We start from the raw sequence: 15,434 nt of genomic DNA on the forward strand, positions 1-15,434 counted from the left end.
AGATTAAAACCAGTAACCATTATAAGTAATTTCCACTTCCTGTAATTCTTTTGTCAAAAAAAATGTCAGATAACAATGTAAAACGTTAAAGTTTGTCTTCAGAATTTGCTTTGCTTTAGTTGATTTTATTTTACTGATTTATGTCCCTTACTTGTCCCTTGTTTTACTTAATTAACTGATAATCAAATTGTATTAAGTTTTGTATCGGGAAATAATAAGGCTAAATAAAATAAACTGATCGTAATTGTCTGTCTATTTTTCATTTTGTAAAAAAATGATCTCTGCCTGTCTAAATGATAAGTTGTACAGCCAAATAAATTTTTTGCACCCCGTAAGTATTTGAGCTGCTGACTAAAACTTTTAAATACCAATCGCCAAAAAAAAAGCCCTGCAGCTCTGCAAGGCTTTAATTTCATGTTATGCTTTTTTTGGAGGCAGATCAAAAGCGATGGCTTCATGTTCGAAATGTCCTTTATGTGCACCATCGCAAAATGGTTTATTCTGCGATAGACCGCAACGGCAAATAGACAGAACTTCTCTACCCTGTAAGCCATAAGCATTGCCGTTTTTATCTACAATTTCGAAATCTCCCTCAATTTTTACTGATCCGTTGTTGTTAATGGTAAGTTTTGTTTTAGACATGATGTTTTGTTTGTATGCGGCAAAACTAAAATAATTCTGATGATTTGGCAGATACGGATTGTAGTTTAGAAACATTCCGCTTTAAGTTGGGCAGGGAGCTGCTGAACTGAAACTTCAATGCTATCATAACGTGGATTTTACAGTGCTTATCTCTAACAGCTGTTCTTCTGCAGGCTTGTAAGTGATTAAAATGAGATATAATGGCTCAGGTGCGTTTATTCGTGCTTAAAATATAAATTTACCCCCCTTTAAATATCATATTGCCCCCCATATTATGTGCAATATTTATAGTTACTTTGGTATAACCAAATATACATATTATGACAAAGAACTACTAGCTCTAATCATGGCCTCCGTTGCCTGAAAAAATACCTGTTTAATAACAGGTGAAACGAAAGTCGGTTTCAATATCGATTCATTCCAAAAAAACTAACCAAATTTATGATGCAAAAAAAATTACTAATCCCTTCAAGATGTATTGCTGTGCTATTGTCTATACTTCTTTTTTTAAGTATCAATGGCAATAGCTTGTATGCGCAAAACAGTAATACAGAAATTTCAGGTGTCATCCTGGATGTAAAAGGTATGCCCATTCCCGGTGCAACCATTAAAAATGAAAAAACAGCTAAGGTGGCCATATCAGATGGAAACGGGCGATATAAAATTGCAGCCCTTAAAGGAGAAACTTTAGTGGTTAGCTTTGTTGGTTACGCGCCAAAAACTGTTGTGTTAGACAACCAGACTCAACTTAATTTTTCATTAACAGAAGAATCTGATAAAACACTTAACGAGGTGGTGGTAGTGGGCTATGGTACACAGAAAAGATCTGATGTAACCGGTTCGGTGGTATCTGTACCGAAATCCAGATTGTCGCAGCTTCCGGTAACCAACATCCTGCAGTCTATTCAGGGTGCTGTAGCCGGTGTTAACATTACTTCATCTTCATCCGTTCCGGGCAGTCAGCCTACTGCGCTGGTGAGGGGACAAAACTCTATCACTGCCGGAACCAGTCCTTACGTGGTGGTGGATGGTGTGCCTTTAACCAAAACAGGCGGTTCTTTAAATGACATCAACCCGAATGATATTGCATCAGTAGAGATCCTGAAAGATGCCAGTGCCACGGCCATTTATGGTACGAACGGTTCAAACGGTGTTATTTTAATCACCACAAAAAGGGGAACCACGGGTAAACCGGTCATCCGTTACAATGGATATGCTGGTATCGATAACATTGCGCATATTCTGGAACCTCGAAGTGGGGCAGAATACGTACAGAAATATGCCGACTTCCTTAAACAAACCAATCAGACCCAAACGCGGCCCGTTCCAAACCTCGGTGAATTAGCAGCCTATAATGCCGGTACCACAACCGACTGGGTGGATGAAGCGACCCAGCAGGGGATAATTCAGGATCATAACGTCAGTATTTCAGGCGGAACACCTGATGTGAAGTATTTTATTTCAGGAGATTATCTTGACCAGAAAGGTGTAATTAAAGGTTACCAGTTTAACCGCATCGGTTTACGCTCCAATTTAGATTTAAATGTGACCAGTTTTTTAACGGTTGGTACATCCTTATTTTTAACCAGCAATAATTTTGATGGCGGCAGAGCCAATCTGCTGCTGGCTACAGCCATGAGTCCTTACGGACAGGAGTATAATGCCAATGGTACTTACAAGATTTTTCCAATGGAGCCTGAACTATTGTATACCAATCCGTTGTTGGGTTTAAAAACTACACAGATCAGCAGAACCACCAATATCAATGGAAATGGTTATGCAGAGATCAAGTTTCCGGGGGTATTAACCGGATTAAAGTTCCGGTTAAACGCAGGTTATACCTATTTTCCTGAAAGACGTGGCAGTTATGTTGGTCGTTTAGCCAATGATAATAATGGTACGGCCAGTAGTTTCAATGCATCGACCAACAGTTACACCATCGAGAACATCCTGACCTATTCAAAGGATATTAAAAAACATCATATTGATTTTACAGCATTGTACAGTGCGCAGGAACGCAAATACAATTTGACCACTGCCGGTGCAGTGGGTTTTATCAATGATGAGCTGGGGCTGGATAATATTGGTGCCGGAGCAACGCAAACCAGTGGCTCATACCGTGATCGGTATGGATTAAACTCGCAAATGGGCCGTTTATTTTATTCTTACAACAGCCGCTACCTCTTAACCTTAACAGCCAGGAGAGATGGTTCATCGGTATTTGGCGTCAATACCACCAAGTATGGTGTTTTCCCATCAGCAGCACTGGGATGGAACGTCATTAACGAAAGCTTCATGAAAGACATCAAAGCCATCAGTAACCTAAAGTTAAGGCTTTCCTATGGTAAAACAGGTAATGAGGCCGTTGGTGTTTACAATACCATCACCACTGAAGGGTCTGTACGCTCGCCATTTAACGGTATCAGTACCATTGGTGTCATTCCAAATAACCTGGGCAATATATTATTGCAGTGGGAAACCACTAAAACAGCCAATGTTGGTTTAGATTTTGGTCTCTTTAATAACAGAATTACAGGTAGTGTAGAGGCATATCAGAATAAAACGAGTGGCTTATTATTAAACAGGAGCCTTCCCATCATTACAGGGTATTCAAGGGTGCTGGAAAATATCGGTAAAACCACGAACAACGGTTTAGAGCTGACCCTGAATACTCAAAATTTTGCCGGAAAGAATTTCCGTTGGGAAACCATGGTTGTTTTTGCCACCAACAAGAATAAAATCAACGATTTATATGGCGATGGAAAGGACGATTTAGGAAACAGGTGGTTCATTGGTCAACCTATTAATGTAGTGTACGATTACAAAATGACGGGTGTCTGGCAAACGGGTGAAGATGTGTCTAAACAGGATCCGACAGCTAAACCCGGTAGCTTAAAATTTGCGGATTTAAATGGTGATGGTAAAATTACGGCTGACGACAGAACGATTTTAGGACAAACGGCTCCAAAATGGACCGGAGGTATTACCAATACTTTTCATTATAAAAACATCAATTTAAGTGTGTTTATCCAAACAGCACAGGGCATGACCAGGAATAATCCTGACCTAACCTACGGGGATGAAACAGGCCGGAGAAACACACCGGCAGAAGTGGGCTACTGGACGCCGGAAAACCAAAGTCAAACCCGCCCGGCCTTATCCTATAACAATACCTTAGGATACGGGTATGCCTCTGATGCCAGTTATACCCGAATTAAGGATGTTACCCTGAGTTATGTATTTGCCCAACGCCTGCTTGATAAACTGCACCTGGGTAGTTTAACCATTTATGCCAGCGGCCGTAACCTGGCTACATTTACCAACTGGATAGGCTGGGACCCTGAGCAAACCACATATGGCCGGGGTACTGGTAATTCAAATGCCAACCAACAGGCATTCGCTGCTGACTGGACCAACAACTATCCGGTTACCCGGACATTTGTTTTAGGTTTAAATGTTTCACTACGTTAATCTTATCATCATGAAAAAAAATATCATCATACTCACTTCCTTATCCATATTGTTTTTTGCCTTTTCCTCCTGTAAAAAAGCTTTCCTGGATGAGAAACCATTTTCGGCCTATACACCATTAACGCTTACGGATTCATTGGGCTTTGAGGCATCCTTAATTGGATTATATAACCATACCAGCACCATTTTTTCATGGAGCGATAAGCAAGGTTGGCCGAGTGTGTGGCAAGTCGGAACCGATGTGGCCAATGCCACCAATAACCAGGAGGGCGTCGAAATTCCTTATTACAATTATGAAACGTTAACGCCTACAGATAATGGTGCGGCCCGTACCTGGAACAGAAACTACATTATGGTGAATTTAACCAATATCATTGTAGACGGGATTGAAAACCCTGCCACCAGCACCATCAGTGCGAGAGGCAAAAACCAGATCAGTGCCGAAGCTAAATTTTTCAGGGCTTATGCCTATAATAACCTGGCAACACTATTCGGAGGGGTACCTTTAATTACACATGCTTTATCCGGTCCGAAAATCGATTTTGTCCGCGCACCCATCACCGATGTAAATAATTTCATCGTGTCAGATTTAGTGTTTGCCGCGGCCAATCTTCCTGATATTGAATCTGTAAAAACCAATACCAAAGGTAAAATGTATGGCAGGGCCAATAAATTTATGGCCATGCAGCTTTTAGCAGAGGTTTATTTAAGAATTGGAAAACCAGATTTAGCCGAGCAGCAGGCCCAGGCGATCATCAGCAGTGGCAGGTTTAGCCTGATCAGGAATCGCTACGGTGTTAAAACCAGCCAGCCCGGAGATTATTATGCTGATATGTTTCAGTATGGTAATCAAAGAAGATCGCAGGGCAATACCGAAGCCATCTGGGTGTTAGAGCAGGAAAATCCGGCTTCCGTAGTGGGTGGTATTACCGACAGCCCGCAGCAAAGGCGGGTTTGGGGTGCAGCTTATTACAACATTGCCGGCATGACTGTGGCAGATTCCCTGGGTGGCCGTTCCATTGGTCGTTTACGTTTGAGCAACTGGGTTTTGTACCGCCTGTATAAAGGCAATGATATCCGCAATTCACAGTATAACATCCGCCGTAAATACTATTACAATGATCCTAATCCGATTTATGCCGCAAGGTATGGTAAACAGGTGCCTTTTACCGGTCCGGATACTTTAATTAATATTTGCCCGAGCACCACCAAATGGGGCGCATTCGATCCGAATGATACCTTTGGTTATGCCATGGTGAAGGATTTTATTTTAATGCGCCTGGGCGAAACTTATCTGCTGCTGGCTGAAGCACAGGTGGCGCAGGGTAAAACCACAGAAGCCGCTGCCAGCATTAATGTGCTGAGAACAAGGGCAAATGCTGTACAGGTAACGGCAGCGGAGATGACCAAAGATTTTATCCTGGACGAGCGTGCCAGGGAGCTGATCGGAGAAGAAAACAGGAGAATGACGTTGATGAGAACTGGCACACTGGTAGAGCGGGCGCTCCGTCTGAATGCAAATGATGCGGTCAAACCCATTACAGGTTTAACTTCAAAGGCTTTGCTATTGCCTATTCCTTTAAATGAAATTCAGCTGAACAAGGATGCGGTGTTAACACAGAATCCTGGTTATTAACATACATTGGTTAGTTTATGGGTCGTCTCCGGATGGCCCTTAACTAACCTTCTTTAAAAATAGCAGGTCGCGAGGAGCAACAGTCCTTTTCCCTGGCTGTTCTTCTTTTTATTGCTTTTCAAATTCCACCCATTCTTTCCGGATATAAAGCGAATTCTCTACTTTTTCTGCCTGGATCAGGTTGGCTTTGATAAAATTACCGGCATCACCGATATATTTGATGGTGGTGTGTGGCATATCCGATGTGGCATAATAAGCACCATACGGGCATTGGTAAGGGTTTTTCTCCACATCCGTGGTAAACACAGAAAAAAATATAAGTTTCCTGGAATTGGTATCGGGTTGTTCATACCCGAAGATCCGGTAATCAGCCCTGATGTTTCCATATACCCGCAATAGGCTGTCGCGAAGGCTAACAGTTGCCTTCTGAAAAGCCGCTTCAGTCATCCTGGTGGTTTCCATATTCCTGATGGTATCCGGTTGAGGCCTTGCTTTCGGCACTTCAACTGCTTTTTCCGCTGACCTGATGCGATCTGGAATGCTGCTTTCTGCGGGCGTTCTGGTTGCTGTTTTTTGGGTTGAGGTATCGCGGCAGGCGAGGGCGCACATCAGCGGGATGATCAGTAAATAACTTTTAAAAACCGGTAAGGTATCTGGTATGCGGATTTTAATCATATCGGGTTTTTGCTTACAGTAAATGCGCAGCTAAAATATAAAAATATGGCGTATAACCGGCAGCCATTGCTTTTGCTCACCTGAAAGGCGATGGATAAACTTAATGCTGTAGTTGTAATTTTCATGATCAAAGTATATATTTAACCCTGCTTTAATCTGTATTAATGGAGATTCCTGACCAAATTTTATTAAAAGACCTCCAAAATGGCAATCAATCGGCTTATGAACTGGTGTTCAAAAAATATTATAAGGCGCTGGCTTTAAAAGCATACCTCATGCTCGAGAATGAAATGGAGGCGGAAGATCTGGTGCAGAACCTTTTCATCTCCATGTGGGAAAAATCACAGTTTCTTTCTGTCAATACGGCGCTGAAGGCTTATCTGTTTAAGGCGGTACATAACCAATGCCTCATGTGCCTCAGAAAAAGAAAAACCGATCAGCAGCGGCTGGATGAATATACCCATACACTTGATTTGATTACAGACGAAGAATTTTTATCAGATGTGGAGCATGAAAAAATGATTCAGTATGCGCTGGAAGAACTACCCACGCAACGTCAGAAAGCTTTTCAACTGGTATATTTGGAAGATAAAAAATATAAAGAAGCCGCAACAGAAATGGGTTTATCTGTCAACTCTGTTAAGACACACCTGAAACTCGCCATTAAAATGTTGCAGGAAAAATTGATTTCATTCAGATAAACATTCACCTAATTTAAACATAAATGCATCTATCAATTATCGATGGAATATAAAGAGGAATATATTAAAGGGCTTCTGTTTGAAAAAATGGCGGGAACGATCAGTGATGGCGATGATACAATTGCAGAAAAAGCAATCGCTGATATTCCTGAAATTAAAGCATACTGGCTGAAGCTGAAAGTGAAAATGGATAAGCCTGGAGCCGCAACATTTTTATCATCGCTGGATGAAAAAGCAGCATGGCAAAAGCTGAGTCCAAAACTGGAGGATCAAAAAACAAAACCACTTTTTTACCGGAATTTAAAATACATTGCTGTTGCTGCCACGCTCTTGATCGGTATGCCGTTGGTATGGCATTTTTATGCAGAAAAAGGCAGTAGTCATGGTCCTTCGCCATCAGCTATCCAAACTAATCAGGTATACCTGAAAACCAGCGACGGCAGGACGATTGAACTCAACACTGACCGTCACATTAACCAGGATGGTTTAAGCGGACAAGCCAAAGCAAATGAACTGACTTATTATGCAGATCAGGCCACTGACGCAGATCAGGCTACGCTATATGTTCCGGCCACTAAAGACTATAAGATAAAACTGCCAGATGGTACACAAGTGTGGATGAATTCGGCTTCTACTTTGAAATTTCCCTATAACTTTAATCAGCAGATCAGGGAAGTTTATTTAACCGGTGAGGCTTATTTTGAAGTGGCACATGAAAAGAAACGAAAATTTATAGTGCATACAGCATTTGCCGATGTTCAGGTTCATGGTACTTCCTTTAACGTAAATGCTTATGATCAGCGAAGCTTTTCTACTGCACTTGTAGAAGGATCAGTATCGGCGGTAAAAGACCGGCAGCTCATTGATTTAAAACCCGGTGAACAGGTGAATGCCACCCCGGATGGCTTAACCAAACAACCTTTTGATGCCCAGGAACTGTTATCCTGGCGCAAGGGCCTTTATAATTTCCACAACCGCTCCTTAGGCGACATTGCTCAGGTGCTTGGGCGTTGGTTTGATGTGAAGGTGGTTTTCCTGCAGCCTGATCTGGCCGGACAAACCTTTACGGGCGAGATCAACAAAAGCTTGCCGCTGGAGGTGGTCATCTCCAACCTGGAGCTCAGTTCGGGCATTCAGGCCACCCTTAAAAATGGTGTGCTGACTTTTAAATAATTTTTTTGTCCCGCTCTTCACCCGTTTCAGTTAAAGTTGCATCTTATGCAAAACCACTTATAAACTTTTAACTGTTATGAAAAAAAATCTTACCCGAAGGGGTCGGCTTTGCCTGCCAATTATTTTGATGCTGCTTTTTACCCTGGCCACGGGCGCACAATCGCAGGCCATCGGGAAAATCAGCATTGAAGGCAAAAACATCACCTTTGCCTCAGTATTTAAAAGCATAAAAGCACAAACCGGGCTGACGGTTTTCTACAGCAATAAAATTCTTGACGATGCACAGAAAATCACCATCAGCTTTAAGCAGGCCGAATTAAATGAGGTTCTGCATGTCAGCCTGAAGGGAAAGGGGCTCGACTGGACAATTAAAGAACAGTATATTATTCTGCAAAAGGCCACTCCAAAGCCAGGCCCTGAACCGAGCAAACCGGCAGCCTTGAGCAGTCCCAAAGTAGAAGATAAAACCGGTGTAATCACAGATGAAAACGGATCACCTATTCCAGGTGCAGGCATCAAGATCAAGGGGAGTAGCAGCGGCGGAACGGTTAGTGATCAGAATGGCCGCTATAAGATCAATGCCAATGCCGGCGATATCCTGATTTTTTCCTATGTGGGCTATACCCCACAGGAAATACCGGTAGGAACGGATAACCAGATGAACGTGAAACTACTTCCCCTGAATGAAAATTTAAATGAGGTAGTGGTGGTAGGTTATGGTGTTCAGAAGAAAGTGAATTTAACGGGGGCCGTTTCGCAGGTTTCAGGTAAAGACCTGGCTGCGCGACCTGCCGGACAAACTTCAGCTGCCCTGCAGGGCATGGCACCCGGTGTAACGGTAACGCAAAGTTCCGGTCGTCCGGGTGGAGATGCCGGCACCATCCGGATCAGGGGAATCGGAACAGTCAGCGATCCTAACCCGCTGGTGATGATTGACGGGATTGAGGGCAGTATGAATAATATTGATCCAAACCTGATCGAATCTATCTCCATTTTAAAAGATGCTGCGTCGGCCTCTATTTATGGTTCAAGGGCAGCCAATGGTGTGATCCTCGTTACCACAAAAAGAGCCGCTGCTGATCAGGTCAGCATTTCCTATAATAATTACATCGGCTGGCAGGAGCCGACCAATATGCCCGATCTGGTGGATGCGCTTGACCACATGCTTTTAACCAATGAGGCCTACGTCAATACTGGTCGTACCGCTCTATATTCTGACGCACTTATTCAGAAATACCGGGAGCAGAATGGCGCCAGTTCTGATCTTTACCCAAATACTGACTGGCAGAAAGAAACCTTAACCGGCTCGGGTTTGCAGCAAAGTCATTTTTTAACTATACAGGGCGGCACCCAAAAGGTAAAGCTGCTGGGTTCATTCGGGTTACTTGACCAGAAAGGTATCATCGAAAATTCGGGTTTCAAAAGATATACCATCAGAAGTAATGCGGATATTGCTTTTTCAGATAAGTTGAAGGCCAGGATAGATCTTCAGTACGTCAATGCCATCACCACTGATCCTTCAGCAACTTCTGATGCCATTTTTCAATGGATGAACAGTATTCCGGCCAATCAGATCGGGGTGAACCAAAGTGGCCAGTGGGGGGTGGGATGGAATGGATTCAATCCCATTTCAGCCGGTAAAGAAGGGGGAGCTAACCGTACCAATGCACCTTTTGGCAGCATTAACGCAGCACTGAATTATAAGCCTGTTGAATGGTTAGAAATGGAAGCCGTTTATTCGCCAAAGTATGCCTTATCTTCATCTAAAAATTTCCGGAAAGCCATTCAGTCCTACCTGCCCAATGGGGCCACCAGCTATTTAACGCCTGCACTCAGTTCATTAACGCAATATAACAGTCAGTCTTTTTTTAACAATATGCGTGCAACGGTAACGGCTTCCAAAACTTTTGGCGATCATAACCTAAAATTACTGGCCGGAGCATCAAGGGAAGATTATTTTAACCAATGGACCAATGCTTACCGAGATACCTATATCCTGCCTGATTACCCGGTATTGAATGCCGGCTCTGCTCAAAACCAGCAGGCTACCGGCAGTGAAGAAGAATGGGCCCTGCAATCACTGTTCAGCAGGTTTAACTATGTATACAAGGATAAATACCTCCTGGAAATCAATGCCCGTTATGATGGTTCCTCCCGTTTCTCGGCCGGTCATAAATATGGGTTTTTCCCTTCTGCTTCTGCAGGCTGGCGCATATCGGAAGAAAATTTCATGGCCGGTTTAAAAAATGTAATCAGTGAGGCTAAACTCCGTGTATCATGGGGTAAACTGGGTAACCAGAACATCGGTACCTATCCCTCCATTACCACCATTTTACTGGAATCTTATACACTTGGAAAGCAGATTGTGAATACGGCGGCCTTAAATACCCTGGCCAACAAGCTCATTTCATGGGAAAGTACCGAAGAAAAAAATATTGGTTTGGACCTGACCCTTTTTAAGAACCTGAACATCACGGCCGACTATTACCGGAGAAGAACGAGCGACATCCTGTTACCGCTGGATATCCCCTTAATTGTGGGCTTTGAAAAGCCTTACCAGAATGCAGGGGTGGTGGATAATATCGGCTGGGAGCTGGGACTTGCTTACCGGGGAAAGCTGAACGAATTTAATTACAATGTGAGTGTCAATATCTCCGATGTGAAAAATAAGATTATCGACATGCGGGGAATTAATCAGACTGGTTTAACTGTTAACCGGGAAGGTTATCCCATTGCTTCCCTGTTTGGTTACCAGGCAGATGGATTGTTTGCTTCTGATGCCGAGGTGGCTGCCCATGCCAAGCAATTTGGATCAGTTAAGGCAGGTGATATCCGATATGTTGATCAGAACGGCGACAATATCATCAACGAATCAGATAAGATCGTGATGGGCAGCACCATTCCACGCTATACCTTTGCCACCAATCTGGGCGGTTCATACAAGGGCTTTGATTTTTCAGTGGTGATCCAGGGCGTGGGCAAGGCCAATGGTTATCTGGCGGGGCCTGGTATCTTGCCTTTTAATGTGGGCGGAGCCATCGGTGGAACCATCCGCGAGGACAATAAAGACCGCTGGACACCCGGCAATCCAAATGCCGCATACCCCAGGCTGGCCTTTGGTGAAACCAATAACGAACAGGTGTCTACCTATTTCCTGAAAGATGCATCCTATGTGCGGGTAAAGAATGTTCAGATCGGTTATACCCTTCCGGTGAGCATCGCGCAGAAGGTGGCGTTGAAAAGGATCAGGGTCTTTGCCAATGGATCAAACCTGGGCTCTTTCGATCGCTTTTGGCAGGGATATGACGTAGAGGCCCCTGTGGGTGCCGGAAATATCTATCCGCAGGTAAAGGTTTACAGTTTTGGTTTAGAAGCATCTTTTTAATTTTAACACACATGAAAAATAAAATATACTGTTCGATCATTGTTTTTTTACTGCTCGGATTATCATCCTGCCAGAAAAATTATCTGGATAAAACACCGTTGAGTGGCCCCTCTGATGAAACCTATTTCAGCAATCAGGACGAACTCGTACTGGCGGTGAATGGTTTATACCGTTATGCCAATTACACTCCGCTGGATAACATGCCGTTGAACCTGCTCCTGGATAATGGTACGGATATCGGCTGGGACCGCAACAACAGCCCATTACAAAGCCTGGGCAAAGGAAACCAGGACAGCAATAACGGTCTGGCGATCAGCGTATGGACAGAAGCCTACAAGGTCATTGCAAAATGTAATTTCATCCTCGATAATATTGACAAGGTTAAGGACAAATCCACGGTGGCCATCTACAACCGCTCAAAGGCTGAAGCACGTTTTATAAGGGCTTATACCTACCAGTACCTGACCGATTATTTCGGCAGTGTGCCCCTGATCACCAATGTGCTCACACTCGAAACTGCCCAGGTAGCCAAAACAGAAAAGGCAGCTATTGTGGAATTTATATTAAAAGAGTTTACAGAAGCCGCTGCAGATTTGCCACTTAATCATTCAGGTGCTGATGTAGGGCGGGCGACGAGGGGTACGGCCCTGGCTTTTAAAGCCAGAACGGCATTAAACAATGCCAGGTGGGCAGAGGCTGCAGAAGCGGCAAAGGCCGTCATGGATTTGAAAATATATAGCCTGCACAATAACTACGGCACACTGTTTTCTTATGCCGGGCAAAGCTCTCCTGAAATCATCTGGGCTTTCCAGTACCTCAAGGCATCCAGAACGAAAACACATTCCACCCCAAATGCGCTGCTTTCCAGAAACGGACTGGGTTTTACCAATAAAGTGCCCTCGCAATCGCTGGTTGATGTATATCCCTGCACCGATGGTCTTAACATCGACCAGTCGCCCCTGTTTGATCCGAAAGCACCATACAAGAACAGAGACCCGAGGCTTACCTTCACCATTGCGGTGCCGGGTTCTGTTTTTTACAACTACCAGTTTGAAACCCATCGCGATAGCGTAAAATGCTGGAATTACAATACTACTCCGGCCACACGCGTGGATAACCAGGATGCACTGAATGCCTTTGCCACCTTTACCGGTTATTGCTGGAAAAAATATGTCGACCTGGATGATAAGGCCGACCGCAGTAATTCAGAGATCAATGTGATCCAGATCCGGTATGCCGAAGTACTGTTAATTTATGCCGAAGCCAAAAATGAGCTTGGCCAGCTTGACCAGTCGGCCTATGATGCCATTAACCTGGTAAGGGCCAGACCCACTGTGAACATGCCCCTTATCCCGGCCGGACAAAGCACCGCATCATTCAGAAGCCTGGTGCGTAAGGAACGTTTGTATGAACTGGCGATGGAAGGGCTCAGGCTGTCTGACTTGAGAAGATGGCGCATTGCCGATAAAGCCATGACCGGCAATTTTTATGGCCGGGTACAAAGAGGCCTGCTGGCCGGTCCGCCACAGATCGATGAAAACGGCCTCGCCAATTATAACAACGTGGCCAACCGGGCAGATATGCGGGTGATTGAAACCCGGGTGTTTGATACCGGCAGAGATTACCTTTGGCCGATTCCAAACATTGAAACCGTCACCAACCCGAAACTGATTCAAAACCCTAAATATTAAAGATGAGCAATAAAATCAAATTGACCGTTTTAGGTCTGCTGATCACTTTGAACAGCCTGAAGGCACAGCAAACCTTATATAAAAGTTATGATGTTTGTATTTACGGTGCTACCTCAGCAGGGGTAGTGGCCGCCTATACCGCCGCTAAATACGGAAAATCGGTATTGCTTATTGAACCCGGAAAACACGTGGGTGGAATGAGTTCCGGCGGACTGGGCTTAACTGATATCGGGAATAAATACGCCATTAGTGGAATCGCGCTTGATTTCTACAGGCGGGTAGGGCAGCATTATGGTCAATTTGAGCAATGGATTTTTGAACCTCATGTGGCTGAAGATATCTTCCATACTTACCTTAAAAAGGCAAAGGTGCCCGTATTGTACCAGCACCGGGTAACCGCAGTGAAAAAACAGGGTAATGTGATTACTGAAATCCTGCTCGAATCAACCGGTCCCCGTTCGGTTGGCCGCGTGAAAGCGAAAATGTTTATTGATTGTTCTTATGAAGGCGATGTAATGGCCAGGGCAGGTGTTTCCTACGTGGTGGGAAGGGAAGCCAATACCGCCTACGGTGAAACCTTTAACGGCGTTCAGCTCACCAATGGTCACCAGCTTCCGGATGGGATTGATCCTTACAAAGTTAAAGGCGATGCGAAAAGCGGTTTGCTCTGGGGTATCACCAAGGGGCAGTTGGCCGAAAAGGGAAGTGGCGATAATAAGGTACAAGCCTACAATTTCAGGATTTGCCTCAGTAACGACCCCAAAAACCGGATCCCGATCACCAAACCGGCCCATTATCAGCCCGAGCGTTACGAACTGCTGATCCGCCAGATGGAAAAAAGAACCTGGAAATCATTACAGGATGTGTTCATCTGGAGCAGGATGCCCAACCAAAAAACGGATATCAATAACCGCAACGGATTTTCGACGGATATGATCGGCATGAACTGGGATTATCCGGATGCAGATTACCGGAAGCGGCAGGAAATATGGTCGGCCCATACCGATTATACCAAGGGTTTACTTTACTTTGTGGGCCATGATCCGCGCATTCCGGAACACATCCGGGCAGAGATGAACGAGTGGGGATATCCCAAGGATGAGTATATGGATAATGAAAACTGGACACATCAGCTTTACGTGCGCGAAGCCAGGCGAATGAAAGGTGCGCTGGTGATGACCCAGCACCATTGTGAAGGCCGGGAAATGGTACAGGACGGCATCGGCATGGCGGCGTACACCATGGATTCTCATAACTGCGAGCGGCTGGTGGTAAATGGCATGGTTAAAAATGAAGGCAACGTAGAAGAAGGTGGTTTTGGCCCTTATCCCATTGCTTACCGGGCCATTACGCCTCAAGAAAAAGAGGCAGCCAACCTGTTGGTGCCGGTTTGTCTTTCTGCCACCCATATTGCCTATGGTTCCATTCGTATGGAGCCGGTATTTATGGTGTTGGGACAATCTGCTGCCCTTGCCGCGGTAAAGGCAATTGACGGAAAATCAGCGGTTCAGCGGATTGATGTGGCCGCTCTTCAGCGTCAGCTGAAGGAAAATCCGCTGGCTGATGGCAGTGCACCGGATGTATTGATCGACAACAGTGATTCTTCCAGGGTAAAAGTATCCGGGAAGTGGTCAGTACAAAAAAGGGGTGGTTACGGCCCGGATTATTTCCTGTCTGACGGCCATACCGACAGCAGCAGCTTCATCCGTTATTATCCCGATCTGAATATTAAAGGCCGTTACGAAATCTACACCTATTATGCCAAGCTTCCGGAACGAAAGGCGGTCACCGCTGTAAAAGTATTTGACGGAAAAAGGCTTCAGGAAGTGGCCATAAAGGATGATGATGTGAAGGTAGTGGGGCAGACCTCCGGCGAATGGGTAAAGCTGGGCGACTACATTTTTTCCGGAAATGGAAAACCCTACGTGGAAATTACAGGCAACGGGGAAAAAGTGGCGGCAGATGCGGTGTTGCTTGTTGCGGCTTCCAAATAAAGCCTGATTACATATGAATAACAGGAGCCATACGATCGCGGCTCCTGTTATTGACTATCTGAAGCA

General features: G+C 44.6%; 9 protein-coding genes. 7 read left to right on the plus strand and 2 right to left on the minus strand.

The window, feature by feature from the left end:
* Positions 1 to 417: 417 nt before the first annotated feature.
* The gene (locus OQX64_RS04215; protein WP_088300451.1) at positions 418 to 642 is read right to left on the minus strand and encodes a CDGSH iron-sulfur domain-containing protein; all 225 of its coding nucleotides are present in this window, start codon (positions 640 to 642) and stop codon (positions 418 to 420) included.
* Positions 643 to 1,083: 441 nt separating this feature from the next.
* On the opposite strand from OQX64_RS04215, the gene OQX64_RS04220 reads away from it, so the two are divergent.
* Together OQX64_RS04220 and OQX64_RS04225 are read left to right on the plus strand one after the other, a co-directional pair.
* The gene (locus OQX64_RS04220) at positions 1,084 to 4,113 is read left to right on the plus strand and encodes a SusC/RagA family TonB-linked outer membrane protein (RefSeq protein ID WP_265817772.1); all 3,030 of its coding nucleotides are present in this window, start codon (positions 1,084 to 1,086) and stop codon (positions 4,111 to 4,113) included.
* Positions 4,114 to 4,123: 10 nt separating this feature from the next.
* Positions 4,124 to 5,749 (plus strand): RagB/SusD family nutrient uptake outer membrane protein, encoded by a 1,626-nt coding sequence (locus tag OQX64_RS04225; protein ID WP_265817773.1) that lies wholly within the window; start codon positions 4,124 to 4,126, stop codon positions 5,747 to 5,749.
* A gap of 108 nt (positions 5,750 to 5,857) precedes the next feature.
* Here the strand turns inward: OQX64_RS04225 and OQX64_RS04230 are convergent, their stop codons facing one another.
* Positions 5,858 to 6,424, minus strand: coding sequence for a hypothetical protein (locus tag OQX64_RS04230; protein ID WP_265817774.1), 567 nt, complete (start codon positions 6,422 to 6,424; stop codon positions 5,858 to 5,860).
* A 164-nt stretch (positions 6,425 to 6,588) separates the two neighbouring features.
* Between OQX64_RS04230 and OQX64_RS04235 the strand changes: the two genes are divergently transcribed.
* The 5 genes from OQX64_RS04235 (at position 6,589) to OQX64_RS04255 (ending at position 15,368) form a co-directional block, all read left to right on the plus strand.
* On the plus strand, positions 6,589 to 7,125 hold the full coding sequence (locus OQX64_RS04235; protein ID WP_265817775.1) for an RNA polymerase sigma factor: 537 nt from the start codon (positions 6,589 to 6,591) through the stop codon (positions 7,123 to 7,125).
* A 42-nt stretch (positions 7,126 to 7,167) separates the two neighbouring features.
* Positions 7,168 to 8,298 carry a FecR family protein gene (locus OQX64_RS04240; RefSeq protein WP_265817776.1) on the plus strand — a complete coding sequence of 377 codons (1,131 nt, stop codon included), beginning with the start codon at positions 7,168 to 7,170 and terminating at the stop codon, positions 8,296 to 8,298.
* A gap of 76 nt (positions 8,299 to 8,374) precedes the next feature.
* Positions 8,375 to 11,683, plus strand: coding sequence for a TonB-dependent receptor (locus OQX64_RS04245; protein WP_265817777.1), 3,309 nt, complete (start codon positions 8,375 to 8,377; stop codon positions 11,681 to 11,683).
* Between the two features lie 11 nt (positions 11,684 to 11,694).
* Positions 11,695 to 13,374, plus strand: coding sequence for a RagB/SusD family nutrient uptake outer membrane protein (locus tag OQX64_RS04250; protein ID WP_265817778.1), 1,680 nt, complete (start codon positions 11,695 to 11,697; stop codon positions 13,372 to 13,374).
* Positions 13,375 to 13,376: 2 nt separating this feature from the next.
* Complete coding sequence (locus OQX64_RS04255) at positions 13,377 to 15,368, plus strand: FAD-dependent oxidoreductase (RefSeq protein WP_265817779.1); 1,992 nt, start codon at positions 13,377 to 13,379, stop codon at positions 15,366 to 15,368.
* Positions 15,369 to 15,434 lie beyond the last annotated feature (66 nt).

The organism is Pedobacter sp. GR22-10, from assembly GCF_026239715.1.
Taxonomy (GTDB): domain Bacteria; phylum Bacteroidota; class Bacteroidia; order Sphingobacteriales; family Sphingobacteriaceae; genus Pedobacter.

What these genes read in the sequence shown, in the direction of transcription:
- OQX64_RS04215 (WP_088300451.1), bottom strand. Translation starts at nt 642, where the DNA reads ATGTCTAAAACAAAACTTACCATTAACAACAACGGATCAGTAAAAATT.
- OQX64_RS04220 (WP_265817772.1), top strand. Translation starts at nt 1,084, where the DNA reads ATGATGCAAAAAAAATTACTAATCCCTTCAAGATGTATTGCTGTGCTA.
- OQX64_RS04225 (WP_265817773.1), top strand. Translation starts at nt 4,124, where the DNA reads ATGAAAAAAAATATCATCATACTCACTTCCTTATCCATATTGTTTTTT.
- OQX64_RS04230 (WP_265817774.1), bottom strand. Translation starts at nt 6,424, where the DNA reads ATGATTAAAATCCGCATACCAGATACCTTACCGGTTTTTAAAAGTTAT.
- OQX64_RS04235 (WP_265817775.1), top strand. Translation starts at nt 6,589, where the DNA reads ATGGAGATTCCTGACCAAATTTTATTAAAAGACCTCCAAAATGGCAAT.
- OQX64_RS04240 (WP_265817776.1), top strand. Translation starts at nt 7,168, where the DNA reads ATGGAATATAAAGAGGAATATATTAAAGGGCTTCTGTTTGAAAAAATG.
- OQX64_RS04245 (WP_265817777.1), top strand. Translation starts at nt 8,375, where the DNA reads ATGAAAAAAAATCTTACCCGAAGGGGTCGGCTTTGCCTGCCAATTATT.
- OQX64_RS04250 (WP_265817778.1), top strand. Translation starts at nt 11,695, where the DNA reads ATGAAAAATAAAATATACTGTTCGATCATTGTTTTTTTACTGCTCGGA.
- OQX64_RS04255 (WP_265817779.1), top strand. Translation starts at nt 13,377, where the DNA reads ATGAGCAATAAAATCAAATTGACCGTTTTAGGTCTGCTGATCACTTTG.